The sequence below is a fragment of the Actinomadura rudentiformis genome (assembly GCF_008923185.1).
In the GTDB taxonomy this organism is placed as follows: domain Bacteria; phylum Actinomycetota; class Actinomycetes; order Streptosporangiales; family Streptosporangiaceae; genus Spirillospora; species Spirillospora rudentiformis.
In genome coordinates this window covers 430,156-455,816 of sequence record NZ_WBMT01000001.1, presented here as the reverse complement: position 1 = coordinate 455,816, position 25,661 = coordinate 430,156, and the positions used below count along the sequence as shown (strand labels likewise).

At 70.2% G+C, this 25,661-nt stretch carries 20 protein-coding genes; 5 read left to right on the top strand and 15 right to left on the bottom strand.

The genetic code is table 11. The features are described 5' to 3' along the window. Positions 1–38 precede the first annotated feature (38 nt). The 6 genes from F8566_RS02185 to F8566_RS02160 form a co-directional block, all read right to left on the bottom strand. On the bottom strand, positions 39–1,304 hold the full coding sequence (locus F8566_RS02185) for an RNA polymerase sigma factor (RefSeq protein ID WP_151557397.1): 1,266 nt from the start codon (positions 1,302–1,304) through the stop codon (positions 39–41). Next, positions 1,301–1,636 (bottom strand): YciI family protein, encoded by a 336-nt coding sequence (locus F8566_RS02180; protein WP_151557395.1) that lies wholly within the window; start codon positions 1,634–1,636, stop codon positions 1,301–1,303. The genes F8566_RS02185 and F8566_RS02180 overlap by 4 nt, the downstream gene beginning before the upstream one ends. Positions 1,637–1,682: 46 nt before the next feature. Beyond that, positions 1,683–2,309 carry a dihydrofolate reductase family protein gene (locus tag F8566_RS02175; protein WP_151557393.1) on the bottom strand — a complete coding sequence of 209 codons (627 nt, stop codon included), beginning with the start codon at positions 2,307–2,309 and terminating at the stop codon, positions 1,683–1,685. 114 nt (positions 2,310–2,423) lie between these two features. Continuing rightward, a complete protein-coding gene (sigJ, locus tag F8566_RS02170; protein ID WP_151557391.1) occupies positions 2,424–3,356 on the bottom strand; it encodes an RNA polymerase sigma factor SigJ in 933 nt (310 codons plus the stop codon). Between the two features lie 138 nt (positions 3,357–3,494). Further along, positions 3,495–8,984, bottom strand: coding sequence for an ATP-binding protein (locus F8566_RS02165; RefSeq protein WP_151557389.1), 5,490 nt, complete (start codon positions 8,982–8,984; stop codon positions 3,495–3,497). A 214-nt stretch (positions 8,985–9,198) separates the two neighbouring features. Next, complete coding sequence (locus tag F8566_RS02160; protein ID WP_151557387.1) at positions 9,199–11,058, bottom strand: DUF5005 domain-containing protein; 1,860 nt, start codon at positions 11,056–11,058, stop codon at positions 9,199–9,201. Positions 11,059–11,300: 242 nt separating this feature from the next. Here F8566_RS02160 and F8566_RS02155 point away from each other — a divergent pair, with 242 nt between their 5' ends. Next, the gene (locus F8566_RS02155; RefSeq protein ID WP_151557385.1) at positions 11,301–12,272 is read left to right on the top strand and encodes a sigma-70 family RNA polymerase sigma factor; all 972 of its coding nucleotides are present in this window, start codon (positions 11,301–11,303) and stop codon (positions 12,270–12,272) included. A 94-nt stretch (positions 12,273–12,366) separates the two neighbouring features. Here F8566_RS02155 and F8566_RS49605 read toward each other — a convergent pair whose 3' ends face one another. The 4 genes from F8566_RS49605 to F8566_RS02140 all read right to left on the bottom strand — a co-directional run bounded on the left by F8566_RS49605 (position 12,367) and on the right by F8566_RS02140 (position 15,527). Next, complete coding sequence (locus tag F8566_RS49605) at positions 12,367–12,504, bottom strand: hypothetical protein (protein WP_192809467.1); 138 nt, start codon at positions 12,502–12,504, stop codon at positions 12,367–12,369. A 122-nt stretch (positions 12,505–12,626) separates the two neighbouring features. Then, the gene (locus F8566_RS02150) at positions 12,627–13,274 is read right to left on the bottom strand and encodes a response regulator (protein WP_151557383.1); all 648 of its coding nucleotides are present in this window, start codon (positions 13,272–13,274) and stop codon (positions 12,627–12,629) included. Continuing rightward, entirely contained in the window at positions 13,259–14,368 is a 1,110-nt protein-coding gene (locus F8566_RS02145) for a hypothetical protein (protein ID WP_151557381.1), read from the bottom strand. The genes F8566_RS02150 and F8566_RS02145 overlap by 16 nt, the downstream gene beginning before the upstream one ends. Next, positions 14,361–15,527: a sensor histidine kinase gene (locus F8566_RS02140; RefSeq protein ID WP_151557379.1), complete on the bottom strand. Its 1,167-nt coding sequence runs from the start codon at positions 15,525–15,527 to the stop codon at positions 14,361–14,363. The genes F8566_RS02145 and F8566_RS02140 overlap by 8 nt, the downstream gene beginning before the upstream one ends. A 176-nt stretch (positions 15,528–15,703) precedes the next feature. Here F8566_RS02140 and F8566_RS02135 point away from each other — a divergent pair, with 176 nt between their 5' ends. Continuing rightward, a complete protein-coding gene (locus F8566_RS02135) occupies positions 15,704–16,678 on the top strand; it encodes an AraC-like ligand-binding domain-containing protein (protein ID WP_225992839.1) in 975 nt (324 codons plus the stop codon). A 2-nt stretch (positions 16,679–16,680) separates the two neighbouring features. Here the strand turns inward: F8566_RS02135 and F8566_RS02130 are convergent, their stop codons facing one another. The 5 genes from F8566_RS02130 to F8566_RS02115 all read right to left on the bottom strand — a co-directional run bounded on the left by F8566_RS02130 (position 16,681) and on the right by F8566_RS02115 (position 21,436). After that, positions 16,681–17,169: a S26 family signal peptidase gene (locus F8566_RS02130; protein ID WP_225992774.1), complete on the bottom strand. Its 489-nt coding sequence runs from the start codon at positions 17,167–17,169 to the stop codon at positions 16,681–16,683. After that, a complete protein-coding gene (locus F8566_RS02125) occupies positions 17,166–17,681 on the bottom strand; it encodes a TlpA disulfide reductase family protein (RefSeq protein WP_151557375.1) in 516 nt (171 codons plus the stop codon). Before F8566_RS02125 ends, F8566_RS02130 begins: the two co-directional genes overlap by 4 nt. A gap of 68 nt (positions 17,682–17,749) precedes the next feature. Next, the gene (locus tag F8566_RS49600; RefSeq protein ID WP_192809465.1) at positions 17,750–17,908 is read right to left on the bottom strand and encodes a hypothetical protein; all 159 of its coding nucleotides are present in this window, start codon (positions 17,906–17,908) and stop codon (positions 17,750–17,752) included. A 211-nt stretch (positions 17,909–18,119) separates the two neighbouring features. Further along, entirely contained in the window at positions 18,120–18,977 is an 858-nt protein-coding gene (locus F8566_RS02120) for an alpha/beta fold hydrolase (RefSeq protein WP_192809464.1), read from the bottom strand. Positions 18,978–19,129: 152 nt separating this feature from the next. Then, positions 19,130–21,436 carry an MMPL family transporter gene (locus F8566_RS02115; RefSeq protein ID WP_225992773.1) on the bottom strand — a complete coding sequence of 769 codons (2,307 nt, stop codon included), beginning with the start codon at positions 21,434–21,436 and terminating at the stop codon, positions 19,130–19,132. Positions 21,437–21,560: 124 nt separating this feature from the next. Here F8566_RS02115 and F8566_RS02110 point away from each other — a divergent pair, with 124 nt between their 5' ends. From F8566_RS02110 to F8566_RS02100, 3 genes are all read left to right on the top strand, one after another. After that, a complete protein-coding gene (locus F8566_RS02110) occupies positions 21,561–22,256 on the top strand; it encodes a response regulator transcription factor (RefSeq protein ID WP_192809463.1) in 696 nt (231 codons plus the stop codon). Further along, positions 22,253–23,713 (top strand): sensor histidine kinase, encoded by a 1,461-nt coding sequence (locus F8566_RS02105; protein WP_151557371.1) that lies wholly within the window; start codon positions 22,253–22,255, stop codon positions 23,711–23,713. Before F8566_RS02110 ends, F8566_RS02105 begins: the two co-directional genes overlap by 4 nt. 114 nt (positions 23,714–23,827) lie before the next feature. Then, positions 23,828–25,633 (top strand): alpha-L-fucosidase, encoded by a 1,806-nt coding sequence (locus tag F8566_RS02100; RefSeq protein WP_151557369.1) that lies wholly within the window; start codon positions 23,828–23,830, stop codon positions 25,631–25,633. Positions 25,634–25,661: the final 28 nt, after the last annotated feature.

Below are 25,661 nucleotides of genomic sequence, written 5' to 3'. Positions count from 1 at the left end.
CCGTCTAACAGCCGAGGTCTTGCTCGACAAGGCCCTACTCACTCGCAGCTTTCCGGACCGGTCATCTCCGCGAGGCGCCCGGTGAGGAAGGCACGTTCGGCCTCATTGTCGGCCAGGGCGATGGCCTGCTCGTACGCCGCGGCGGCGTCGGCCTTGCGGTCCAGCCGGCGCAGCAGGTCGGCCTTGATCGCCGGCAGGTAGCGGTAGCCGGTGAGCCGCCGGTCTCGTTCAAGGATCTCGATCTCCGCCAGTCCGGCCGCCGGGCCGCTGACCATCGCGACGGCCACGGCCCGGTTGAGCGCGACCACCGGCGACGGCCAGGCCTTGAGGAGTTCGTCGTAGAGCACCAGGATCTGATCCCAGTCCGTGTCGTCCCACGTGGGTGCGGTGGCGTGGAGGGCGGCGATGGCGGCCTGCAGGGCGAAACGGCCGGGGCCGGGGCCGCGGAGCGCTCCCAGGATCAGGTCATGTGCCTCGGCGATGGCCTGCCGGTCCCAGGCCGAACGGTCTTGTTCCTCCAACAGCAGCAGGCGGCCGTCCGGCGCGGTCCGGGTGGCCCGCCGGGCGTGGGTGGCCAGCAGCAGTGCCAGCAACCCCCGGACCTCACGTTCGTCCGGCAGCAGGCCGCGCAGCATGCGTGCCAGATCGAGCGCCTGCTCAGCGAGGTCGTTCCTGGTCAGGACGGCCCCGGCCGGTGCGGTGTGGCCGGTGGTGAAGAGCAGGTGGATCGTGTTGAGCGCCGCGTCGAGCCGGTCCGGCAGCTCGTTCGGGGAGGGCATGCGGAACGGGATGCCCGCCATTGCGATCTTCTTCTTCGCCCGGGTGATCCGGGCCGCCATGGTCGGCTCGGAGACCAGGAACGCCTTGGCGATGTCCTGAGTCGTCACGCCGCAGACCAGCCGCAGCGTCAGGGCGACCTGTGCCTCGATGGCCAGCGCAGGGTGACAGCACAGGAAGACCAGCCTCAGCCGGTCGTCCGGGACTGCCGGGCTGGGTGCCACCGGCTCCACCAGCAGATGCAGCTTCGACTGCAAGGTCGAGGCCCTGCGCAGAGTGTCCAGTGCGTTGTGGCGAGCCGCAGTGATCAGCCAGGCGCCCGGTCTGGACGGTATGCCCTGGCGCGTCCAGGAGTCGAGCGCCTCGGCGTACGCGTCCTGGACACATTCCTCCGCCAGGTCGAGGTCGCGCGTGACGCGCACCGTCGCGGCGAGCACCGAGGCCCATTCGCGACGGTGCGCGTCGGCGACCGCCTGCCGGACCGAGGCCGTTCCGCCAGGAGAGGTCGCTCCGTTGGCAGACGTCATTCCTCCAGCAGCGGGCGCACCTCGACCGCGCCGTCCATGATCGGGAGCAGCTTGCCGATGGCGACCGCCTGTTCCAGGTCCGTGGTCTCCACGACGAAGAACCCCGCGATCACCTCCTTGCTCTCGATGAACGGGCCGTCGGTGACCAGTCCGTCCTTGTGGATCGTCCGCGTGGTCGCGCTGGGCTGCAGCGCCTGCTCGTGGACGACCCGCGCGCCCATGGCGGCGATCTTCTCGCCGGCGCGCAGATTGGCCTCCATGACGTCGGGCGGGATGTCGGCCGCTCCCCCGGGAGTTTCCGTCTCATAAATCAAAATCGCGTACTGCGGCATGGCTCCGCCTGTCTGGTCGTTTCCCGGCTCTGCTCGCTTCCCCGGTTCACCAGTTCCCGGTCTCGGGTCCCATCTCACCGTATTGGAGCGTGCCGGCCCGCTCGTATCTGCAGATCACGACACCGGTGTCCGTCGTTGTGGCGTCGACCAGCTTGAGGGCGGCCGGGGCGGTTCCCTCCGCGAAGAGCCGCTGGCCGGAGCCGACGAGCACCGGGAACACCACCACGTGGAACTCGTCCACGAGGTCGTGCGCCAGGAGCGTCTGGATCAGACCGCCGCTGCCGTGGACCTGGATCTCGCCGCCCTCCTCCTGCTTGAGCTTTGCGACCGCCTGGGGGACGTCGCCGGTGAGCAGCGTCGAGTTCTGCCACGACACGCTGTCCAAGGTCCGCGACGCGACGTACTTGCGCATGCCGTTCAGCTTCGCCCCGATCGGATCGCCGGCCCCGGCCAGCGGCCAGGTGGAGGAGAAGATCTCGTAGGTCCGGCGCCCGAGCAGGAGCGCGTCCGCCCTGCTCGTCAGGTCGTGCATCCGCTGGATGAGCGCCTCGTCGAAGTACGGTACGCCCCAGCCGCTGTGCTCGAACGGGTTGCCCCACTGGTCCTCGGGCCCGCCCGGCGCCTGCAGGACGCCGTCCAGCGACACGAACATGGTCACCATCAGATTCCGCATGTTGTCTCCTTCGCTCGTACGTTCCGTCGGGCGTCTCCGAGGACGCCCTCACCACCTACGGCGAACGGGCCCGTCCAGAATCGACAGGCCCGGGAGGCGGAATTCGACCGCGCGTCAGCCCGCCGTCCAGGGCCGGAGCTTCTCGGGGTTCCGCACTGCCCAGATGCGCTTGACCCGGTCGCCTGCGACCTCGAACGCCAGCACCACCACGATGGCCCCGTCCTGCTGAGCCACCAGACCTGGCTGGCCGTTGACCGCGCGTTCCATGATCGTCAGGCCGGGCACCCCGCTGACCACCTCGACGAAGGCCTGCGCGATCTGCTCGCCGCCCTCGACCGGATGGAGCTTGGCGGAGGCCAGGCCGCCGCCGTCGGCGATCGCCGTGGCGTCGGGGTCGAGAAGACCGATGAGGGCGTCGATGTCCTTGGCCTCCCATGCCTGCTTGAACGCCTTGACGATGCCCGCCTGCTGGACCGCCGGAGTCGCGGGGGCCTGCGAGGCGCGGAGGCGGCGGCGGGCCGAGGAGGCCAGCTGGCGGCAGGCCGCCGGAGTACGGCCGACGATCTCGGCCACTTCGGCGAACGGGTAGCGGAAGACGTCGTGGAGGATGAACGCGACGCGCTCGGCCGGGGTCATCGATTCGAGCACGACGAGGAACGCCATGTTGATCGACTCGTCCAGCGTGACCCGGTCGGCCGGATCGGCGGCGGCGCCGGGCCGCCCGCCGGTCCACTCCGCGGGTCCGGGCAGCGGCTCGGGGATCCATTCGCCCACATAGCGCTCCCGCCGGGCCCGTGCCGAGCCGAGGAGGTCCAGGCAGATCCGGCTGGCGACCGTGGTGAGCCAGCCACCGGGCGACTCGATGGCGTCCTGCTGCTGCCGGGACATCGCGTACCAGCGGGCGTAGGTCTCCTGAACGACGTCCTCGGCCTCGGCCAGCGAGCCGAGAAGCCGGTAGGCCACGTTGATCAGCTGACGCCGCTCGCTCATGATCGCGTTCAGGCCGGGGTCGGGCCCGCCGTCTTCAGGCCCGGATCGGGTGGTCATGGTGCCGCCGGCTCCCCTCGCTCGCAACTCGGCGCAACTCGGTCGCATTGCTCTCACCAGTCCGACGGAACACCGCACCGGACTGTGAGGCCGCCACAGGCGAACCGAGCGTGCGGCAGAGGGTCTACGCCGGAGGCATCAGCGCTTCAAGCCGTCCTCGATCGCCTGGATGATCCGGGGCCGCAGCTCGGCGGCGCTGACGATCGCGTCCACCGAGCCGACCTCGACCGCGCGCTGGATGCTGTGCACACGGTCGAACTCGGTGGCGACCTCGCCGAGCTTCTCCGCCCGGACCGACGACTGGACCTCGGCCAGCTGGGCGTTCAGGGCCGCTCGTTCGGCTCCGCTCGTGCCGGAGATCTGCGCCTGGAGCCCGGTCACCCGCGGGTCGGTCGTGGTGCGGTTGTTCACCTCACCCGAGAACACCACGGCCGCCGCCGGGGCACCGCCGAGGACCGAGGCGAACGAGCCCTCCAGCGCCAGCACGGTCATGTTCGGGTTGAGCGCCTTGGAGAACACCACGAACGCGCCGCCGTGGTAGCGGGAGATGACGCAGAACACGATCGGGCCGTCGAAGTTGACGATCGCCCGGCCGATCTCCGCGCCGTATTCGAGCTGGAGCTTGCGCATCGACTCCGGTGAGCCGTCGAACCCCGACAGGTTCGCCAGCACGACCAGCGGCCGGTTGCCGGACGCCGCGTTGATCGCACGCGCGGTCTTCTTCGACGACTGCGGGAACAGCGTGCCCGCGGTGTAGGTGTCCGGGCCGTCGGTGGGCGGGAAGCCGCGCCGCGGCACCGAGCGTGACTCGATGCCGATCAGGCAGACCGGCCGGCCGCCGATGTGCACGTCCTGCACCGCGGACGTCTCCGCGTCGGCCATCCCGGCCCAGCGTTCCAGCACGGGGTGGTCCTGGTCGGACAGGGCACGCATGACCGTGCGGATGTCGAACGGCTTCTTGCGGTCCGGGTTGTGCTCCACGGAGAAGATCTGGCCGACGGTGGTGAAGTCGCTGCCGACGATCGCGTGCGGGAAGTCGGAGACGTCGCGGTCGACCGGGTCGGCGGTGCTCACCTTCCGCGGCGCCGTCTCGCCGGGCACGACGTAGGTGTGGTCGTAGTGCGCCATCAGCACGTCGCGGGCCGCCGGCAGGTTCTGCGCCCAGTACTGCGCCTGGCCGTTCGGCCCCATGACGCGGTCGTAGCCGCCGATGCCGTAGTTGTCCTCGGCCGACACACCGCCGGAGAAGTCGAGCGACTGCTTGCCGGTGAGCACCATCGCCGAGTCCGGCGTCATCACCAGGATGCCCTTGGTGTGCATGAGCATCGTCGCCTCGGCGTTCCAGTACGGCTGGGCGCCGACGTTGATCCCGGCGACCACGATGTTGATCTCGCCGCCGTCCTGGGTGAACGTGACGATCCGCTTGAGCGCGGCCGCGACCCAGTCCATGTTCTCGGTGCCGGAGCTCATCGAGATCCGGGCGCCCGCCGAGAGGGCGAACCATTCGAGGGGCACGCGCATGCGTTCGGCGAGGTCGAGCGCGGCGATCACCCGGGCGCACTCCGGCTCGGACAGCGCGCCCAGCGCCTTGGTCGGGTCGCCGAGCAGCACCACGCGGGTGACGCCTTCGGGATGCCGCTCGGTGGGCGTCGTGACGACGCCCGCCACGATCGCCGCGGAGTTCTTCCCCTTCGGCCGGTCGACCGGCACGAGCACGCCGCCGTCGTCGAGGTCGTGCTCGACGAAGCTGCCGTCAGGCCCGGCGAGCAGGCCGGTCAGCTCGTAGGGGTAGACGTTCCCCCGCCGCGCCGCGCGCAGCACCTTCTGGCGGTAGTCGTCCAGCGGCCGCACCGGCTCGGTCGACGGCCCGGCGACGTGCAGGCGCGGGCCGTGGCCCGGTTCCTGGGTGATCCGCACGGCGATCTCGGTCAGCGCGCCGGCGGGGGTGCGCCGCCGGGCCACGAACTGGACCTCCTCCAGCCCGGCGCCGGCGATGGTCGGCAGCAGCCGCTGGACCAGCGCCTTGAGCTCGTCGACGGTCAGGTCCGTCGGCGGCCAGACGTACAACAGGATCCGGTTGGTGTCGAACCGCTTGTTCTGCGGCCGCTGCGCCTGGATGGTGCGGATGGCGTCCAGGCACGCGGTGAACACGTCCTCCGCCACGGGCAGCGCGAGCAGCCTGCCGTCGGCGTCGCGCAGCGGCGTCAGGTCGCGGACCTGGCCCAGCGCGACGAGCCGCTCGTCGGCCGGGTTGCTCTTCGCGACGGCCTTGAACAGGTAGATCTCCTCGTCCGCGGACGGCAGCCGTGTGAGGTCGAACTCGCGCAGCCGCTGCAACTGCAGGCGCAGGGCGATCTGCGGGTGCAGGCCGCGGATCAGCCTGTCCTCGACGAAGCCGGGACCGTCGCCGTCGGGCCGGAAGGTGAAGTGGTGGTGCATCACGGCGCCGTTGGCGGCGGTGACGGTGGTGGTGATCCGCCGGACGCCCGCGGGCTGCGGGTGCTCGGCGAGGAGCTCTCCGAGCCGCACCGCGATCGCGTCGGCGTCCGGCTGGTCCTCCCAGGTGACGTAGAGGTCGGCGACCAGCCCCTGCTCGGGGACGCCGTCGGCGAACGCGCCGATCGCGCCGATGGCGGCGGGCAGGGCGGCGATGTCGACGGCGGTGGTGACCACGCGTGCCACGCCGCTCGAACCGCTGTGCTCGGCGGTGACGAACTGGCAGCCCGCGGTCTCCCGCGCGGTGACCTCCGACAGCCAGCGGTTGCCGTAGTAGCGGCGGGTCAGCACTTCCAGCAGCGGCGCGTGATCGCGTCCGGCCCGCCCGATCCGCTGGCCGATGAGCCGGACCAGCGGCTCGGAGCTGCCCACCATGGCCTGGATCCGCTCGGCGCGGTCGGGGGCGCCGGGATTGCGGTCCAGGTAGCGCAGCTCGTCGCGCACCGCGGAGTAGACCTTGGCCCGGTTGCGGCGCATCAGCGGCTGGGTGAACCAGCGGAACACCACGCCGCGGGCCAGGTCGGACACCGCGGGGAACCGCACCTGCGTGGCCTCGACCAGGTGCTCGAGGGTGAGCCCGGCGCGCTCGCCGAGCGACTCGAGCGGCGGCTGGCCGACCAGCCACTGGCGCAGCACCTCCGACACGATCGCGACGCCGGTGCTCATGTGCTGCTGGGCCAGGAAGATCCGGAAGACCGCGTTCTCCAGCTCCGGTGTGCGGTCGAGGTCGGTGACGCCGTAGTGGCCGAGGACCTCGGTGAGCTTGGCCTGGAAGCCCTCGGTGACCCCGGCGCGTTCGACGTCGAGGCTCTGCAGGTAGCTGTGGAAGAACTCGCGCGGGCTGTGCACCGGGCTGGCCGGTTCGACGTCGAGCTCGCCGCCCGGCTTGTTGCGGCTCAGCTCGGACAGGTCGGCGAACACGGTGAGCAGGTCCAGCTCGCCCTCGAGCGGTCCCCCGCCCAGCTCGGCGCGCGCGCTCACGTAGTCCAGCAACACCCGCTTCTCATCGTGCGGGTCGCCGTCGAAACCGAGAAGCAGGCTGCGCAGGTCCTGGAGGCCGCGTTCGGCACGTTCGGCCGCGGACACGGCCGGCGGCTCGGCGGGCAGGTCGACCTCGACGGCCTCGGCGGCCGTGTCCGACTCCCCCGAGCCCTCGTCGGCCAGCGGCTCCAGCCGCATCAGGGGCGCGCCGGTCTCGACCTGGCTGCCCACCGACACCGGGCACTCGCGGACGCGGGCGCGGAACGGCGCGCGCAGCACCGTCTCCATCTTCATGCTCTCCAGCACCAGGATGGGAGCGCCCGACTCGACCTCGTCGCCCGCAGACAACGGCGTCGCGACCACCAGCGCGGGCGCGGGTGAACGGACGACTCCGCCCTCGTCGCGGCTGATCCGGTGCGTGACGCCGTCCACCTCGACCAGATGGATCGGGCCGTGCGTGGCCGAGACCAGGCGGAACCGGCGCCCGTTGACCACGATCTGGCCGCTGTGGTCATCGAACCGTTCCACCTCGACGTCCGCCGGGTGCATGTCACCACCGCCGGAGACGCCGACGCGGAACCGGCTGGGCCCCACCCGGGCCACGCTCACCCGGTAGCCGACGCCGCGGAGCTTGAGATCCAGCGGACGGCCCGGGTCGTGCTGCACCTGCGGGCGCCCGCCGTGCGCGGTGGCCAGCAGCCGCTGCCGGCTGACCGCCTCCTCGTCCTGGTACGCCTCGATCGCGGCCGCGGCGAGGGCGATCGCGGAATGCCGGTGAGCGACCAGGCGGCCCTCGGCGCGCACCCGGTCGATCCAGCCGGTGTCGGCGCTCGCGTCGATCACCTCGGGCTGGTCGAGCAGATCGAGCACGAAGCTCTTGTTGGTGGCGCCGCCCTCGATGATCACCGTGGTCTGGGCCATCGCGCGGCGCAGCCGGCCCAGCGCCTGCTGGCGGTCACGGCCATAGGCGATGATCTTCGCGATCATCGAGTCGAAGTCGGCCGGGATGGTGTCGCCCTCGCTGACGCCGGTGTCCACGCGGATGCCGGGCCCGGCGGGCAGCACCAGACGCGCGATGCGGCCCGGGGCCGGGGCGAAGTCACGGTCGGGGTCCTCGGCGTTGAGCCGGGCCTCGATGGCGTGCCCGGACTCGGCCGGCTGTGGCCCCTCGAGCTTCCCGCCGTTCGCCACATGCAGCTGCAGCCGGACCAGGTCGGTGCCGGTGGTGATCTCGGTGATGGGGTGCTCGACCTGAAGCCGCGTGTTGACCTCGAGGAACGCGAAGAGCTTGTCGCCGGGGTGATAGAGGAACTCGACGGTGCAGGCGCCGCGGTAGCCGACGGCCACGGCGAGCCGCTCGGCCGACGCCTTCAGCTCGGCGGTCTGCTCCTCCCCCAGGACCGGCGAGGCGGACTCCTCGATGATCTTCTGGTTGCGCCGCTGCACCGAGCAGTCGCGGACACCCAGTGCCCACGCGGTGCCCTGCCCGTCGGCGATGACCTGGACCTCCACGTGCCGGGCGCCGGTGACCAGGCGCTCCAGGAAGACCACGCCGGAGCCGAACGCGCGCAGCGCCTCCTGGCTGGTGCGTTCGTAGGCGTCGGTCAGGTCCTGCTTCGAGGCGACCATGCGGATGCCGCGCCCGCCTCCGCCCGCGGTCGCCTTGAGCATCAGCGGGTAGCCGATCTCGTCGCCGGCGCGCAGCGCGTCCTCGAGGGTGGCGACCTCGCCGCGGCTCCACGGCGCGACCGGGACGCCGACCTCCTCGGCGATCAGCTTGGCGCCGATCTTGTCGCCGAGCTTGCGCATCGCCTCCGCGCTCGGGCCCACGAAGGCGACGCCGATCTTCTCGCAGAGTTCGGCGAACGCCGGGTCCTCGGCGACGAACCCCCAGCCGACCCATGCGGCGTCGGCCCCGGTCTCCGTCAGCGCCCGCTCCAGCACGGCGTGGTCGAGGTACGGGCGGGCCGAGGCGGGGCCCAGCGAATAGGCGACGTCCGCCTCACGGACGAAGGTCGCGTTGCGGTCGGCGTCGGTGTAGAGGGCGACCGTCTCGATCCGCGCCCCGGTCTCCGCCGAAAGATCACGGACGGCGTGGATGAGCCGCATCGCGGCCTCTCCACGGTTGACGATGGCGACACGACTGAACACCGGCTGAGCCTCCCGACTACCCACGCGCAGAAGGCGACGTCCGTCCCTCGGACGTCGCCAGCACCTTGATCTACACCTTCCTCGGTTACCGCCCGGTATACCAATGTCCCGCGTCTCGCAGAGTTGGGCTCCTGCGTTGTGGGGACCCTACAAAAGGTGCTTCAGCCGTACTCTGCGCGAGGAGCGCTTGCCCTCCGTACCCACCGGCCGGTGCCTACCGGCCGGTCGGGCAGGTCGCCTCTGTGGAGCGCGGCCCCTCTCCATGGCTGTTCTCGGCGGCGACGGAGATCCCGTAGCGCTTGGCCGGGTCGAGCAGCATGATGGTCATGGTCTTCTGGCTGGTGGGGAGGTTGGCGCGGACAAGCGTGCCAGAGGGCAGTTCCCGCCAGTACACCCGCCACAGCACATCCGGCTGGGAATCTGTCCATTGTGCGGTGCATTCGCTGGCGCTCCACCGGAACGCGGTCATGTTGGTCGGTCTGCTCAGGAAGGCCGTCGCCGACACCACCGAGGTCCAAGAGCTGTAGTTGCCAGCCCATGTGACCGCTCTGACCTGGAATTCGTAGCGGTGACCATGGGTCAGCGCATTGAAGGGAACGCTCGTCGAGTCAGGGGCGAACAGCGGGAATTCGTTCCAGGCCGCGCCGGCGGTCGCGTCACGCCATCTGACGTCGTAGGAGTACTTCCCCGCGGGGGTCGGCGCGGTCCAGGCGAAGGTGATCCTCGCCCCGGACGTCGCCGTGGCGGTGGGCGCCGTCGGCGCCGGGCCGGGCGAACTCGAATTCGCACAGTAGGCAGGTGGATTGAGCGTCCACGGTGAGCCGATGGGCGCCTTCGTCGGTTCGATGTAGGAACCGCCGATCGGGCTGGACGGGAGCGTGAACTGGATGAACCGTGGGCGGTAGACCGAAGCGGTGTAGTAGTTCCTGCCCAGGCAAGCGCCGTCCTGGTATTGCGAATTGAGGTTGTAGCTGACGACCACTGTCGAACCGCTGCTCAAGTGGGGCACGACCCGGTATTCGTAGGTCCAGTCGCCCCAGTCCGTCGTCGTTTCCGGAGTCATGTGGAGAACGGAGCGTTCGGTGGCGGTGAAGCCCGTCGGGGTACCGGAGTGATAGGCGATCATATTGCCCGCGAGGGCGCCTTCCAGCCCCTGAGTCAGGAGCACGTACTGCCCGCCGTGCTGGGTGACCGAGAAGCCCTCGGCGACACCGTTCAACACCCGCTTGGACGCGGCCTGGCTGCTCGACCATCCGCTTCCGGTCCAGTACTCCCAGGCGGCGGTGAATTGCCCCTTCGGAACGCGGGCAATGTGCAGGTACTTCTGCGGGTCCGAGCCGGAGACGACGCCTTCGGTGCCGTAGATATAGGTGTGATCGGCAGTGCTGTAGAGCGCCGTTCCCCACAGATAGCACCTGGATCCCTGATTCGGGCTTCCGTCACAGATGGGTGAGGGAATGGAGACCTTGGTGAACGTGGCGGGGTTGGTGAGGGTGGACACCGGCATCGCGACCAGCTCGACACCGGTCGGGTAGAAGCCGAACGCGCCACCGCCGGGCTGGGATTTGAAGCGCTGGTAGAACTTGTAGATAGTGCCGCCCACCAGCATGTTGTCGCCGCCCCAGAGCCAGTCACCGCCTGCCGCCGGCGGCACCATGGTCCTGTCCGACCCGCTTCCGGCGACCGAGGTCAGGGTCGAACCGTTCTGGATGACCAGCATGTTGCGCGGCATCACGGCCGCGAAAGGGCGGCGTGTGCCGTTGGACTCCACCGAACCGTAGTAGCTGTCGTTGAAGAACCACACGACCCGTCCGTCCGGCAGCTTGAGCGACTGGGTGCCGTCGCCGCCGCTCCACTGGCCGGAGCTGTTGCCGTAGTTCTGGAAGAGGTTGTTGAGGCTCGCATAGGGCGTGACCGGGACGGCGGCTGCAGTGGCCGGAGGGGCCGTGGCGGCGGTGGCCGGAGGGGCCGCCTCGGCGGGACTTCCGAACAGGACGCCGGCCGCGAGGAGCGCACTGACGATTCCGATTCGCCGGCCACGGCGTACCCCGCGGATCAGTACCCCACCGAACATAGGCGGTCCCTTCAAGGCGCAGCCGGTCACCGACCGGCGACCGGCGACCGGTAAAGATCACCCGATCCTAACGAGCGCTTGCTACATCAATCGTGCGGCTCCGCGGCCGATATCGGACACGACAATGGCGGCGTGGTGCTCGCTTGAGTGGCGGTCCCGGGGATTCCTGTGCGGCAGACCGATGCCTTTCGCCCTTCCCTGGGGTCTCCATTAGGTGAGGACCGCAACGACATGGGGGGCGCATGGGGAAAGACGAGGAGTTCGCAGGTCTGGTGGAGCCGTTCCGCCGTGAGCTTCTGGCGCACTGTTACCGCATGATGGGGACGCTGGACGAGGCCGAGGACCTCGTTCAGGAGACCTTCCTGCGGGCCTGGCGGGGTTACGCCACCTTCCAGGGACGCTCCTCGTTGCGCGTCTGGCTCTACAAGATCGCGACCAATGCGTGCCTGAGCGCGCGGGAGCGGCGCAGCCGGCGGCCGCTGCCTTCCGGGCTCGGCCCGCCCAGCAAGGAACCCGATCTCCCGCCGAAGGCGGCCGATGGCGAGATCGTGTGGCTGCAGCCGATCCCGGACGCGATGGTCACTCCCGGCCCCGGGGACCCGGCCGCCATCGTCACGATGAGGGAGCGGCTCCGGCTCACGCTGATCGCGAGCCTGCAGCACCTGACACCCCGGCAGCGGGCGGTCTACATCCTCCGGGAGGGGCTGGGCTTCTCGGCGGCCGAGGTGGCCGGGATGCTGGGGATCTCCGTGGTGGCGGGCAAGAGCCTGCTCCAGCGGGCACGCACGGGCATGGAGGAGGTGGCCACCGCGGTGGACGAGGCCATGGAGCCGAACGACCCGGCCGCCCGCGTTCTTCTTGCGAGATACATGGCCGCCTTCGAGAACTCTGACCTGGACGCCTTGGAGCGTGCGCTTCGCAAGGACGCGGCGTTGGAGATGGTCGGCCACACGACATGGTTCTCTGGTGTGGAGACCTGCCTGCGCTACATCGGACACGTCATCGGCGCCCCTGGCACCTGGCGGATGCTGCCTACAGCGGCGAACGGACAACCAGCGGCAGCCGTATACAGGCGCGTGGAGGACGGGGTCTATCAAGCCTTCGGCGTCGCCGTTCTCGCTGTGGCGTCCGGCGGCATCACCGGCATCGTCCTGTTCAGCGAGCCTGATCTGCTCGCCCGGTTCGGGATGCCGTACCGCCTGGCGGCGGCATGAGCCAGGCCGTCACTCCAGACCTGGCGTGGCCGGTGTGGTCGCCCGCCGTGCGCGACCACACCGTCCGCGGTGATTCATTCAAGGAGGGCCAGCGCTACCACTCTCGGTTGTCGGTCTCTGCTCCCCCGCCGGTGATGCGCACGCTGTCGGCCGCGCTCGGCGCCGCGGTGACAGCGCCGAGACCGACAGCGATCGCGCCGGCGGCGATCAGTGTCGCAATCAGACGTCGCACGTTACCTCCTAGGATCTGCCACTTACAGCGTCAACACTGCCAGTCGTCGCGGATCACCAGGAGTTGCGTTTCTGCCATCTTCCGCAGTTTTCCTGCCACCGAACGCATGCCCGTCCTGCTCGTCACTCGTCCACGATGCCGTCGCGCAGGGCCTCCCTGTACAGGGCGATCCTGGTCGATGCCTCACGTCCCGCCTTGGCGTACTTGTCCCGGGCCCGTTCGAGGTACTGCTTGACGGTGTGCTCGCTGATCCCCATCTGGCGGGCGACCGCGGCACGGGTGAGGCCGCCCAGCCACAGCCGCATGCTGCGCAGTTCCTGCTCGGAGAAGGTGGGACGATGCCGGCCGGTGGCGGCGAGCATCGCGCCCGCCTGCGAGGGGGTGGTGTACGTTTCGCCGCCGGCGACCGCCAGGATGGCCTCGATGAGGTGACGGCGTCCTTCGTTGGCCTCCTTGGAGATGTAGGCGCGGGCCCCTGCCGTGACGGCGCGGTGGACGATGTGGTGTTCGGAGTACTGGGAGAACACGACGATCCGGCGGCCCTCCCGGGCGAGTGCGGCGATCTGGTCGAAGACGAGCTCGCCGCCGATGCGCAGGTCGATGACCAGCACGTCGGCCGTCGCCGCCGGCCCGGTGTCCAGGGTGTCGAGGTCCGTGCCGATGTGCACGATCTCGACCCTGCGGCCGGGGTCCTCGGCGATCCAGCTCCGGACGCCGGACAGCACGACGTCCTGGTCGTCGATGACGGCGATGGTCACGGCTCGTTCCATCCGGCCTCCACCCAAAGAAGATCTCCGTCTCGGTCGCTGGTGACGGTGACGCCGTCCGCCACGGTGGTCTCGGGGACGAGGGCGTCACCGTCGACGAGCACCGAGACGCTGACGTGTCCCGGCGTGGCCGACACCACGGTGACGCGCGCGTTCTCACGGGCGCCGGTCAGCACGGCCAGCGGGACCTCGGCGATCGCGGCGGCGACCTCCTCGCTCATCGGCGGCATCTCGCCGACCTGGGCCAGGTCGATGACGGTGCCGCGGCGCATGGTCTCGTCGATGCCGGTGCGCAGGAGGCGCAGCAGCGGATTGGGGACATCGTCCCGTTCGGCCAGCAACTGACGCAGCATGGCCTCCGCCGTGGCGCACCGGTGGCGGACCGCCGGGTCGGCCGGATCGACGGTGCCGTCGGCCAGGCCCCGCAGCACACCGGTGATGAGCCTGCGCACTTCCCGGTAGCGGTCCTGCCGCGCCGCCGCGACCTCGGCGATGACGGCCTCGCGCGTCGCCATCTCCCAGCGTTCGGCCGCCGCCTCGGCCGCCATGCCGCCGCTGAACCGGAACACCCGCGCCCCGGCGATGAGAGCCAGCTGGATGCTGGCCGACGCGTACAGCAGGGTGATGAATCCGGCGACGGTGTGGCGGTCCATCTCGCCCTCGGCCGTCAGCGCCACGAAGACGATCCCCGCGTTGACCGCCAGCAGTGACACGACTTCGCGCACCGGCCGGTGCAGCACGAGGAGCACGCCGATCAACCCGACGGACGTCCATCCCCAGTTGATCCTCAGCTGGTGTTCGCCGGGACAGTTGACGGCCATCGCGACTCCGGTGGCGAGGTCCACCGCGACCAGCGACCACGTGATCGCGGTGCTCTCCTTCCTGCGCAGGAGGAGCGCCGCGCCGCAGACGATGATCAGTAGCTGGGCGCCCCAGATCGCCACCACCGACGCCGGGGACCGGTACTGGTCGTAGTAGGCCAGGACCGCCGTGCCGACGGCGACGACCTGCCACAGGGCGACCGCGACCACCGTGGCGATGTCGAACGCCCGGTTGAAGCGCACGGCGAACGGGCCGGCGGGCGCGCTGTCAGCCACGGGTCCACCGCAGCGTGACCGTGGTGCCGGCCCCTGGCCCGGACTGGACGGTGGCGATTCCGCCGGCCATCGCCATCCGTTCCACGATCGAATGCCTGATGCCGCACCGGGCGTCGGGAACGAGGGCAGGGTCGAACCCGCGACCACGGTCGGCGACGTCCACCGTGACGCTGTCACCGCGGCGCTCCACGCACACCGACGCGTGGTGCACTCCGGCGTGTGCGGCGACGTTGCGCAGAGCCTCGCGCACCGCATCAGCGATCGCCGAGGCGACCGTTTCGGGGACGTCGACGCGCGGCTCACCGGCGACGGTGAGATCGCAGGACAGCGACGGGCTCATCTGGGCGGCCAGCTCCTCCAGGCGTTCCGCCAGGTCGACCTCCGGCACGTCGCCGACGGGCTCGGACGGGGAGAACGACTCCATGACCCGCAGTGCCTGCGCCGCGCCTTCGCGCAGGCCCGGTGCGCCCGCCCCCACGCCCCCCGAGGCGACCATCGTGAGCGTGGCCAGCACCGAGTCGTGCATCTGCAGTCGATGGTGGCGCTCGTCGACCCGCCGCGCCGCCTCCAGCATGGCCTGCTGCCTCTCGCGGTCCCGGGCCGCCACGATGGTGTCGGCGCGCCGCCCGCCGCGGCGCAGCAGCCACATCATCGCGCTGACCACCGCGGCCTGGACGAACAGGACCCGGATCTGGCTGGTCGTCTCGGGGACACCGGCGATGTAGGCGAGGATGACCACCGCCGCAAGCGGCAGCCCCGCGACCGGACGCAAGGCGAGTTGTGCCAGGTAGATGGCAGTGCTCGCCAGCATGATGGCCCAGGTGGTCTCGTGGAAGACCATCGACACCGGAACGATCCGTGACTGCACGAGCATCACCAGCGCCACCACCGCGGTGTCGGTGGCGATCAGCGGGAATCCCAGGCCGCGACGGACGGCGACCACGCTGAAGAACGCCGCCCACACCGCCATCCCGCCGAGCACCGCCACCTGCCACCCGCGGGAGATCTCGGTGTCGTCGCCGACGACGGCGGCGACGCACGCCGCGGCCACGCCGCCGCAGCGCAGCGCGATCGCGAAACGGAGCACGGTGCGGGCCAACGCGTAGCCCGAAGGGCCCGACGTGTCGGTCGTGGCCCACCGCAGGCTCGACATAGCCATCGCTCCGAAAGATCTTTCGCGCGAATGCAGTATGGCGCACTGGGCGCCGCAAGCGGAAGTAATGGCGCTGTCAAGACCCCCGCGCGGCTGACAGACGGACGTGGGTCATGACAAGGCAGATCACTCCTTGCAAAGCTTCAGTCCGCGGTCGGACATGGAGGTGCGCGTTGCAGGTGATGGAGTTCAGCACAGCGCATGTGCCGCCTGCTGAACGGTTCGACAGCTGGCTGGAAGCGATGTTCCGGTCACATGTCCCGTCGGAGGTGAAAACCGAGACGGCGGACGATTTCCACGCCTCAGCCCATCTTTTGGACCTTGACACGGTGCTCATTTCCTCGATGACCACTCCATCGGTTCAAGGAGAACGCACGAGGCGGTTGATTCGGCAGTCCGATCCAGAGGTCGTCCTCCTTCACCTGTCTTGCAGCGGCTCAGGAAGGGTCTCCCAGGGAAAGCACGACAACACCTTTGGCGCCGGTGACTTCGTGCTCTACGACAGCAGCCGCCCACTGCGCGTCCAGCAGATGGCGGTCACCCAGCCCGCCCGGTTCTTTCTGGTGGAAATCCCCAGAGCGCCGTTGCAAGCTCTCGTTCCGTCGATATCGAAACTGCTCGCGGTCCCCTTCTCCGGCCATCAGGGCCCGGGGGCGGTGCTATGGCGTTATCTCGAGGAACTCGTCCGCAACGCGTGCGCCTACCGACCCTCGGATGTGGCCGCCCTGGGCAGGGCCACGATCGACCTGATCGCGGCAACGTGCGCGCACCAGCTGGCTGACGACGCTCTGCCAATGGCCACCCGCCAGCAAGCCCTGCTGGCCGGCATCGAGGACTTCATCGAGCGGCACCTCGGCGACCCGGCGTTGACCCCCGACACGATCGCCGCCGCGCACCACATCTCCACCCGGCAGTTGCACAAGCTCTTCCAAGCCCAAGGGGGCCTCAGCGTGGCCGCATGGATACGCCAGCATCGCCTGGAGCGCTGCCGCCGCGACCTCGCCGACCCTCGGTTCGCCGAACTCCCCGTCTGCGCCATCGCATCCCGCTGGGGCTTCACCGACCCGGCACACTTCGGCCGCCTCTTCCGAAAGTCCATGGGCTCCTGCCCCACCGACTACCGCCGCATGTGCCTCAGCTCTGTGCAGGGTGTGTGAGGTCAGAGCTTGCGGACGACCACTCCGACGCACTCGCCGGGGCGGACGAAGCCGAATTCGCGCGAGTCCCAGCTGGCGTCCGGGTTGTCGCCCAGGACGACGAGGGACTCGGGTGGCACGACGGCGTGGGGTGCATCGCGCAGCGCGGGGAACCGCTCACGCGGCACGGGGTCCCCCGGCACGGCGACAGCTCGTTTGATGAGGAGGCGCTCGCCAGGCTGCGGCAGGGGTTCCACGGCCGGGAGTGCGTCCACAGCAGGTCCCTCGTCCGGCGGAAGGTGGACGAGGGGCGGGTCGGGGGCGATCACGACGACGATCTGGCCGGGGCGGATCCGCCGGGTCCGCCGCACCAGGACGCGGTCCGCGTCGTGCAGGGCCGGTTCCATGCTGCGGCCTGAGACGGTCGTCAGCAGGTAGCGCCGCCGGATCCAGAGGGTCGCGAGACCGCCGGCCAACCCGCCCGTCGCGAACAGCAGTACCGGGTGTCTCACACCGCCGAGCCGAGAGGCAGGTCGTCCATGCGGCCGCCCGCCGCCACGACGGCGTGGTCGGGGCCGATCAGGAAGACGGTCGGGGACCAGGTGTTCTGGAACGCGTTCGCCACCGCTCCGTCGTGATCCTCGACGACCACCCTGGCGGCAGGTGCCAGCGCGGCGACCAGTTCTTCGTCGCCGTCCCCTCCGATGACCGCGAGGACGTTGTCGCGTCCCATCTCCTTGGCGCGTTCGACGAAGTGCGGCAGCAGGGCGTGGCAGGGCTCGCAGCCCGCCGAGAAGAAACCGACCAGGCCGGTGAGGCTCTCGGCGGAGACCTGCTCGCCCGCGGTCGTGGTGGCGGTGAACGCGGCGGGGCGTGATCCCGGCTTGAGCGCGACCGGGAGGCTCGGGCTCGGGCTGTGCCCGTCACCGCGTTCGCGCAGCCGGCGGATGACGGCGAGAGTGAGCGTCAGGTTGAGGACGCAGAGGACGCCGACGAGGACGACGGCGGCGGTCAGGTAGGCCATCAGGAACTCCTGCGGGCAGGACGGACGGCGGCCGCGGAGCGCCGCCGTCCGTCATGAGTCAGTCAGGGTCAGCAGCTGCCTTCGCGGACGGTCTGGCACCCCTGGTCCAAGCAGCAGATCCGGACGTACTTGACGCCGTTCCTGCAGTAGCGGTAGTAGCTGCAACCCGCCTGAGCGTTGGCCTTGGGTGCAAGGCGCGAGATCAGGCGGTCGGCGAGGCGGGACATGGTGTCTCCTCTCCGGCCGGGGTCACCGGCCGATGTGGCATGTAATGACGATCATGGAAACGGGCCGGGTTTCGGCACAAGAGTCAAGATCGACTTCTTGAAAAAGGATCAAGAACGCCAGGTCGCCGGTTCACGGTCAGACCCCGGACCGCTCGGTCGTGGACCGAAATGATCTTGACAGTCTCCACAACCGGTCGGTTGAACGATCTTGTCAGGCGAAGAAGGCCTTGGCGTGGCCGGCCACGACTCCGGGGCGTTCGTCGGCGATGAAGTGTCCGCAGTCCGGAACGAGCGCGATGTCGAGGTCGTCGGCGTAGGCCTGGTAGCCGCCGAGCACCTTGTGGCTGAGGTAGGCGTCGCGGGTGCCGAACACCATGCGCGTCGGCACGGTGAGCCTTCGCCGCTTGTAGCGGCCGCGGACGACCGGGATGAACTCGTGAAGGGTGAACGTCCGGTACAGCCGCACCCCCGCGCGGGCGCGGGCGGGCTCTGCGAAGGCCCCCGTGAAGTGGTCGAGGGTCGTGCGATCCCAGACAGAGCGGTCGTGCACGCCCAAACGCAGAAGCAGGCGGGTGAAACGGCCGGTGCGCAGGCCCAGATAGCCGAGACCGGGCGCCATGATGACCTGCTGGTACCAGAACCGCCACAGATGCGGCAGCGCGGTGAGGAACCGCGGCCAGGGATGCACGACGTTCAGCGCCAGGAAGCGCTCGAACCGCTCGGGCGCCGACAGGCACAGCAGGAAACCGATCCAGCCGCCCCAGTCGTGGCCGGCCAGCTTGACCCGTTCCAGGCCGAGCTCGTCCATCACCGCCAGCACGTCGCCGGCCATCTCCTCCTTGGCGTAGCCGCGTTCCGGAGCGTCCGACCAGCCATGACCGCGCAGGTCGATGGCGACGACCCGATGATCGGCGGCGAGCACCGGGATGAGGTGGCGCCACTCGTACCAGTGCTGCGGGAAACCATGGAGCAGGACGACCACATCGTCTCCCGCGCCCGCCTCAGCGACATGGAACGTCATGCCGCGGGCGCTGACCCGGCGGTGGCTGACGCCTTCGACGTCGGGCATGGGACGTTCCATGGTTCAGCCTTTCGCACGCGAGACGGCCCATCGTGCCACCGACGATGATCACCTGGGAGCGAGATCCACTGTAACGGCCACCGGCAAGGCCCTACGGGGCGTACGGCCTTGCCGGTGGCGTCGATCGACAGATTGCGCGTCTAGCGGTCCAGTCCCTCGCCTGCGGATACGTTCCGCTCAGCGTGGGCAGATCTTGACTCGTTGACGGGAGTGGGCGCGACCAGGGTGTCCGGGCTCGTGCCGTGGGCGCCGGCCAGGCGTGGCGGCAGCCACCACGTGGTCCTGCCGAGCATGGTCATCACGGCGGGGACGAGTGCCATGCGCAGCACGAAGGCGTCCACGGCCACCGCGCCCGCCAGCCCGGCGCCGACCAGCACGCCCTCCATATCGCCGCTCAGCACGAACGCCCCGAACACCGAGATCATGATGACCGCGGCCGAAGTGATCACCCTGCCGCCGCGGGCCAGCCCGATGCGCACCGCGCGCCGCGGGTCGCGGGTCCGCAGCCATTCCTCCCGCATCCGGCCGACCAGGAACACCTGGTAGTCCATGGACAGGCCGAACAACATCGCGATCATGATGACCGGCAGGAACGAGGTGATCGGCACGGGCTTGCCGATGCCGAGGACGTCGGTGCCCCAGCCCCACTGGAACAGCGCCACGGTGATGCCGAACGCGGCGCCCGCTGCGGCCACGTTCATCAGCGCGGCCAGCAGCGCCACGACCAGGCTGCGGAAGGCCAGCAGCAGCAAGGCCGAACCCAGCACGGCGATCGTGCCGATGAACAGCGGCAGCCGGGAGGTCAGCGCCGAGGCCAGGTCCTTGTTGAGGGCCGTGCCGCCGCCCACCAGCACCTCCAGCGAGCCGGCGTCCGCCGCGGGTACCGCACGGAGCCGGTCGATGAGCTCGTAGGTCTGGGCGTCCTGTGGCGCGGTGGTGGGGACCACCTGAACGACCGCCATCCGCTGTCCCGTGCCGCCCGCCGCTTGACCCAGGGGCACCGCGACGACCTGCTCCACGCCGCGCGTCTCACGGACGTCGTTCACGAGCTGCCGCAGCGCGGCCGGCGGCATGTCTCCGCCGCGTCCGCGGACCACCAGCTGCAGCGGTCCGTTGAAACCCGGCCCGAACCCGTCGGCCAGCATGTCGTACGCGCGGCGTGCGGTGTTGGACTCCGGCAGCGTGCCCTGGTCGCTCGTGCCGAGCCGCAGCGAGAACGCGGGCAGCGATATCACGGTGACCAGCACCAGTGCGGCGGCGGCAACGATCCTGGGACGGCGTTGAAGGACGTCGGCCCAGCGCGCTGTGACGCCCCTGCCGTCGTTCTCGCCGATGCTCTCCGGTGCGTCGAGCCGTCGGCGTTCCCGCCGGCTCAACACCCGCGTCCCCAGCAGGCCGAGCAGCGCGGGCAGCAGGGTCAGCGCGGCGGCGACGCCCAGCAGCACGGTGAGGGAGGTGGCCACCGCGATGCCGTTCAGGAACTGCAGGTTGAGGGCGAGCATGCCGAGCAGCGCGATGCACACGATGCCCCCGGCGAACAGCACGGACCTGCCCGAGGTGCGGGCGGCGGTGACCGCGGCCTCCTCCGGCGACAGCCCCTCGTGCAGGCCGGCGCGATGCCGGGAGACGATGAAGAGCGCGTAGTCGATGCCGACCCCGAGCCCGATGAGGGTGCCGAGCAGCAGGGCGGCGTCCGGGACGGTCATCGCGTGGCTGAGCAGCCCGATCCCCATCAGCCCGAGCCCGACGCCGAACACCGCGGTGACCAGCGGCAGCAGCATCGCCAGGAACGATCCGAACGCCAGGAAGAGCACCACCGCCGCGGCGACCAGCCCGACGAACTCCGCCAGGTGGGGCGGTGGCTGGTCGGTGCGGCCGGCGGCCTGCCCTCCGACCTCGACCCGGAGCCCATCGGTGGCCGTGGACCTGGCGGTGTCCACCACCCGCTTGATCCGGTCCGTCGCGAGGTCGTCGGCCGGCTGGGTGAAGGTGACCTGCGCGTAGGCGGTGCGCCCGTCGGAGCTCGTCTGCCCTGCGCCCTCGGGCTTGTAGGGGCTCACCACCTGGCCGACGTCGGGAAGCGTGGCGATCCGGTCGAGGGCGGCCTGCATCCGGTCGCGCACGATCGCGTCCCGCACGGTGCCGCCGCCGTCGACCCGCCACACGACGACGTCGGTGTCGCCGGATTGTTCGGGAAAGGCGGCCCGCATCAGCTCGGCGGCCCGGACCGACTCCGAGGCCGGCAGCTTGAAGTCGTTGCTGAACGACGTGCCCGCCGACCCGCTCGCGAGGAACGCGCCGGCGAGCGCGGCCGCCCAGAGCAGCAGGACGATGAGGCGATGCCGGAAACACCAGCGCGCCATGGGGCTCACAGTGAGGCTCCTGTCGTTGTCGAGGAAGGGGCTGGAATCGGCCTCAGCTTCGACGGGCCACGCGCGCTCGGCCATGGCAGGAAGGCTTTTCACAACTGATTCTCAACTTCCTCCGAAGGAGCTCAGAGCTCCCGGAGCCCCTGCCCGCCCGATACTGGAGGCGGCATCATGATCCGGACAAGGAACGGGGGCGGGGGCGATGGAAGGCCCGACGGGACCGACCGTGCTCGTGGTCGAGGACGAGCCGAGCCTGGCCGACATTCTCCGGATCACGCTGGAGTTCCACGGCTTCCGGGTGCTGCCCGCCGCGAGCGGGGCGCGGGCGGTGGAGCTGGCCCGCAAGCACCGTCCCGATCTGCTGCTGCTCGATGTGATGTTGCCGGACGGCAACGGCCTGCAGGTGTGCCGCGCGGTCCGCGCCGAACGCGAGGACGTGCCGGTGGTCTTCCTGACCGCGCGGGACTCGCCGGCCGACATCGTCGGCGGTCTCGCACTGGGCGGCGACGACTACATCACCAAGCCGTTCAACATCGACGAGGTGGTGGCGCGGGTACGGGCGGTGCTGCGGCGCGCGAGCCGGCAGAGCCCGCCGCCGGTGGTGCTGCGGCACGGCGACGTGGAGATGGACGAGGCGAGCTACACCGTGCGGCGGGCGGGCACACCGGTGGAGCTCACGCCGACCGAGTACGCGCTGCTGCGCTACCTGATGGTGAACGCCGGCCGGGTCGTCACCAAGGAGCAGATCCTCAGGGAGGTCTGGAAGTTCGGCTTCGCCGGGGAGTCGACCGTGGTGGAGACCTATATCGGCTATCTGCGCCGCAAGCTGGACCCGCTGGGCCCACCACTGATCGTGACCCGGCGCGGGATGGGCTACCGGCTGCGAGAGGTGGAATGAGCCGCCGGGGATGGCGCCCGGGGTGGCGGCGCCGGTCGCGTCCCCGCTCACTGCGAGCACAGCTCACCACCGTCAACGTGCTGCTGTTCGCGCTGGGCCTGGCGCTGTTCTCCGTGGCGGGAGTGAACGGGCTGGACCGGTTTCTGGTGGGCGCGGCCGACGAGAGCCTGAGCGACGCCCGCAGCACCGTACAGAGCTTGAACGTCGACCTGGCACGCATCCAGGGGTTCGCTGATCTCGGCGCGGAGTTGGACGCCGTGCCCGGGTCACGGAGGACCAGTCCGGGCGCCGCCTCGGAACTGATCTTCATCCCGCTGGCACGCGGCGGCGAGGTGCTGCCACTGCGCCGTTCGCTGCCGCCGGACAAGCGGCAGCAGGCCCTCGCCCGCGCGGCCGGTGATCCCCAATCCCTGGCGGACGGCGGCACGGAGACCGTCCGGAGCCGTGGCACGCGGTACCGGGTCACCACCCTGCGGCTGGCCGACGGGAACTACGTTCTCCTGGCCCTCTCACTGGAGCCGGCGGACCGCGCCGTGCGGCGCCTGTTGCTGCTGAACGCGATCGCGGGCGGCGCGCTGCTGCTGGTCCTGGCCGTGGTCTCCCGTGTCGAGTCCCGGCGCAGGCTGCGCCCCCTCGGCGACATGGTGCACACCGCGTCGGCGATCGCCGAGGGAGACCTGGCCCGCCGCGTCGCCGACCGCGGCCCGCCCAGCGCCGAGGTGGAGGAGCTCCGCGGGGCGCTCAACGCGATGTTGCACCAGATCGAGGCGGCCTTCGAGATGCGCGAGCGCAGCGATCGGCAGCTGCGCCGGTTCGTCGCCGACGCCTCGCACGAGCTCCGCACCCCGCTCGCCGCGATCCGCGGCTACCTCCAGCTTTCTGGCAAGGGCATGCTGCACGGCCGGGAACGCGACCGCGCGATGGCCCGCATGACCGCCGAGGCCGACCGGATGGCCCGGCTCGTCGACGACCTGCTCGCACTCGCGCGGCTCGACCAGTCCCCGCAGTTGCGCCCGGCGCGTGTCGACCTGGCACGCCTCGTGCACGAGGCCGTGGCCGACCTGCGTGCCGTGCAGCCCGCGCGGCCCGTGCGGGTGGACGTGCCCGACGGCGGCCTGGCCATCGAGGGCGATGAGACCGTCCTGACGCAGATCGTCGGAAACCTGCTGGCCAACGTGCGGGCCCACACCCCCGAGGAGACCAGGGCGCACGTCGTCCTGCGGCGGGGTACGGGCTGGGCGCTGCTGGAGGTGGCTGACGACGGTCCCGGCATGGATCCCGACGACGCCGACCGCGTGTTCGACCGATTCTTCCGCGCGGGCGGCGGCGGGCACGGCGGCAGCGGTCTGGGGATGGCGATCGTACGGGCGGCGGCCGAAGCCCATGGCGGCACGGCGACGGTGCACACCGCGCCGGGCGAGGGCTTCACGACCACCATCCGTCTCCCGCTGCTCTGACGCGCTCGCCAGACTCATCGGATGAATAAGACATATTGACGGGCGAACCCCCCACGCTTAACGTCGCGAGCGACAAATACATAGGATGTATGTCGCATCGGGAGTGAGAGCCCCATGCCATCTGGACATCGACGACGCCGGCTCGCCGCGTTCGTCTCCGCGCTCGTCCTCGCCCTGACCGCACTCGGCGCGGTCTCCCCGGCAGCCGCACACGCCGAGCTCTACCATCCGCGCCAGCACTGGCTGCGGGCGTCCCTCGGCGGCCTGTTCCTGCACTGGGGAATGCGCACCGCCCCCGGCTACACCGACTGCGCCGCTTGGGAGAAGGCCGTCACCGACGGCGGCTGGACCGCCGACTACTGGGTGAACGAGGCGCGCAAGCTCAACGTGCAGTATCTGGTGCTGGCCTCGTTCCACAGCCGCCTCGGGTACGCCCGCGCCTGGCCGTCGAAGGTGCCCGGCACGTGCAGCACCGAGCGCGACTTCCTCGGCGAGCTCGTCGCGGCCGCCAAGGGCAAGGGCCTGAAGACCGTCCTCTACATGACCGACGACCCCAAGTGGTACTGGGAGGGACTGCCCGACGGCCAGAGCTGGATGGACTCGGCGGCGTACTCGGCCTACAAGGGCAAGCCGGTCGACCTGCACACCCGGCCGGGCTTCGGGGAGTTCAGTTATGACAACTTCGTCGAGGTGATGGGCGCCTACCCGGACCTGGCGGGCTTCTGGATCGACAACGACAACGAGTACTGGGAGGAGCACGGCCTCTACGAGCGCATCCGCGCTGAGCGCCCGACCTGGACGTTGAGCAACAACAACGAGGACACCCCGATCATGGACATGGTCAGCCATGAGCAGAAGGTCGGCATGACCCCGCCGTACGACTATCCGCAGGCGGTGCTGACCCCCATGCCGCGGCTCACCGAGGGTGAATGGAAACTGCCCACCCGGGGCGCCTGGTGGTACGACGGCACCGACGCCGACGTGGACCACCCGGTCACCATGGGCCGGATCTTCACCAACGCGGGCTCCTCGGTGAAGTCGCTGATGGCCGAGACGGCCATGGTCAACGGCCGGTTCCCGAGCAAGCAGGAGGCGTTCAACGACTTCGTCGCCGGCTACCTGCCGAAGGTGATGCACACGATCCGCGGCACCGAGGGCGGCGGCTACATGTACGGCGGCCTCCAGCCCGGCTTCTGGAACGACGGCGCGCACGGCGTCACCACGATCAGCAAGAGGAACCGGAACCTGCACTACGTTCACGTGCTGACCCGGCCGTCCACCGACCACGTCACGATCCGCGACAACGGCTACAAGGTGCTGCGGGTCACCGACGCCCGGACCGGCCGCCGCATGGCGTTCACCCAGTCCGGCGGCTCGTTCACCATCCGGGGTGTCACCGCGTGGGACGTCTACGACACCGTCTTCCGCGTCGACACCTTCGGCCGCCACGGCCTCTATCCGAACGGCTGGGTCATACCGTCGGCCTCCGCCTCGCTCGAGGGGTACCCGGCCGCCAACCTCACCGACGGCGACTATCTGACCTGGTGGGACAACGGACGGACGCTGCCGGTCTCGATCACGCTCAAGCTCGATGCGCCGCTGCCGGTGAGGTACCTGGCGGTCAACCAGCGCGAGTGGTCCCCCACCTACAACCGCAACACCTTCGGCCGCCCCGAGGACTCCGCCCGTATCAAGGACTACCGGGTGTATGCGAGTAAGAACGGGGTCGACTGGGGCGAGCCGGTTAGAACCGGCACGCTCGAAAGCGCCCGCGGCGTCCGCTTCATCGACCTCGACATCCGCGGGGCCCGCTACGTGAAGCTGGAGGTGCTCAACACCTGGGCCAAGCCCGACGCCCCGAACTTCTACCAGAGGCTCGGCATCGACGAGCTGTGGCTGGGCACCCACTACGTCCGATGAGTTCAGAGGAGCCTGCCGAGGCCCCGAG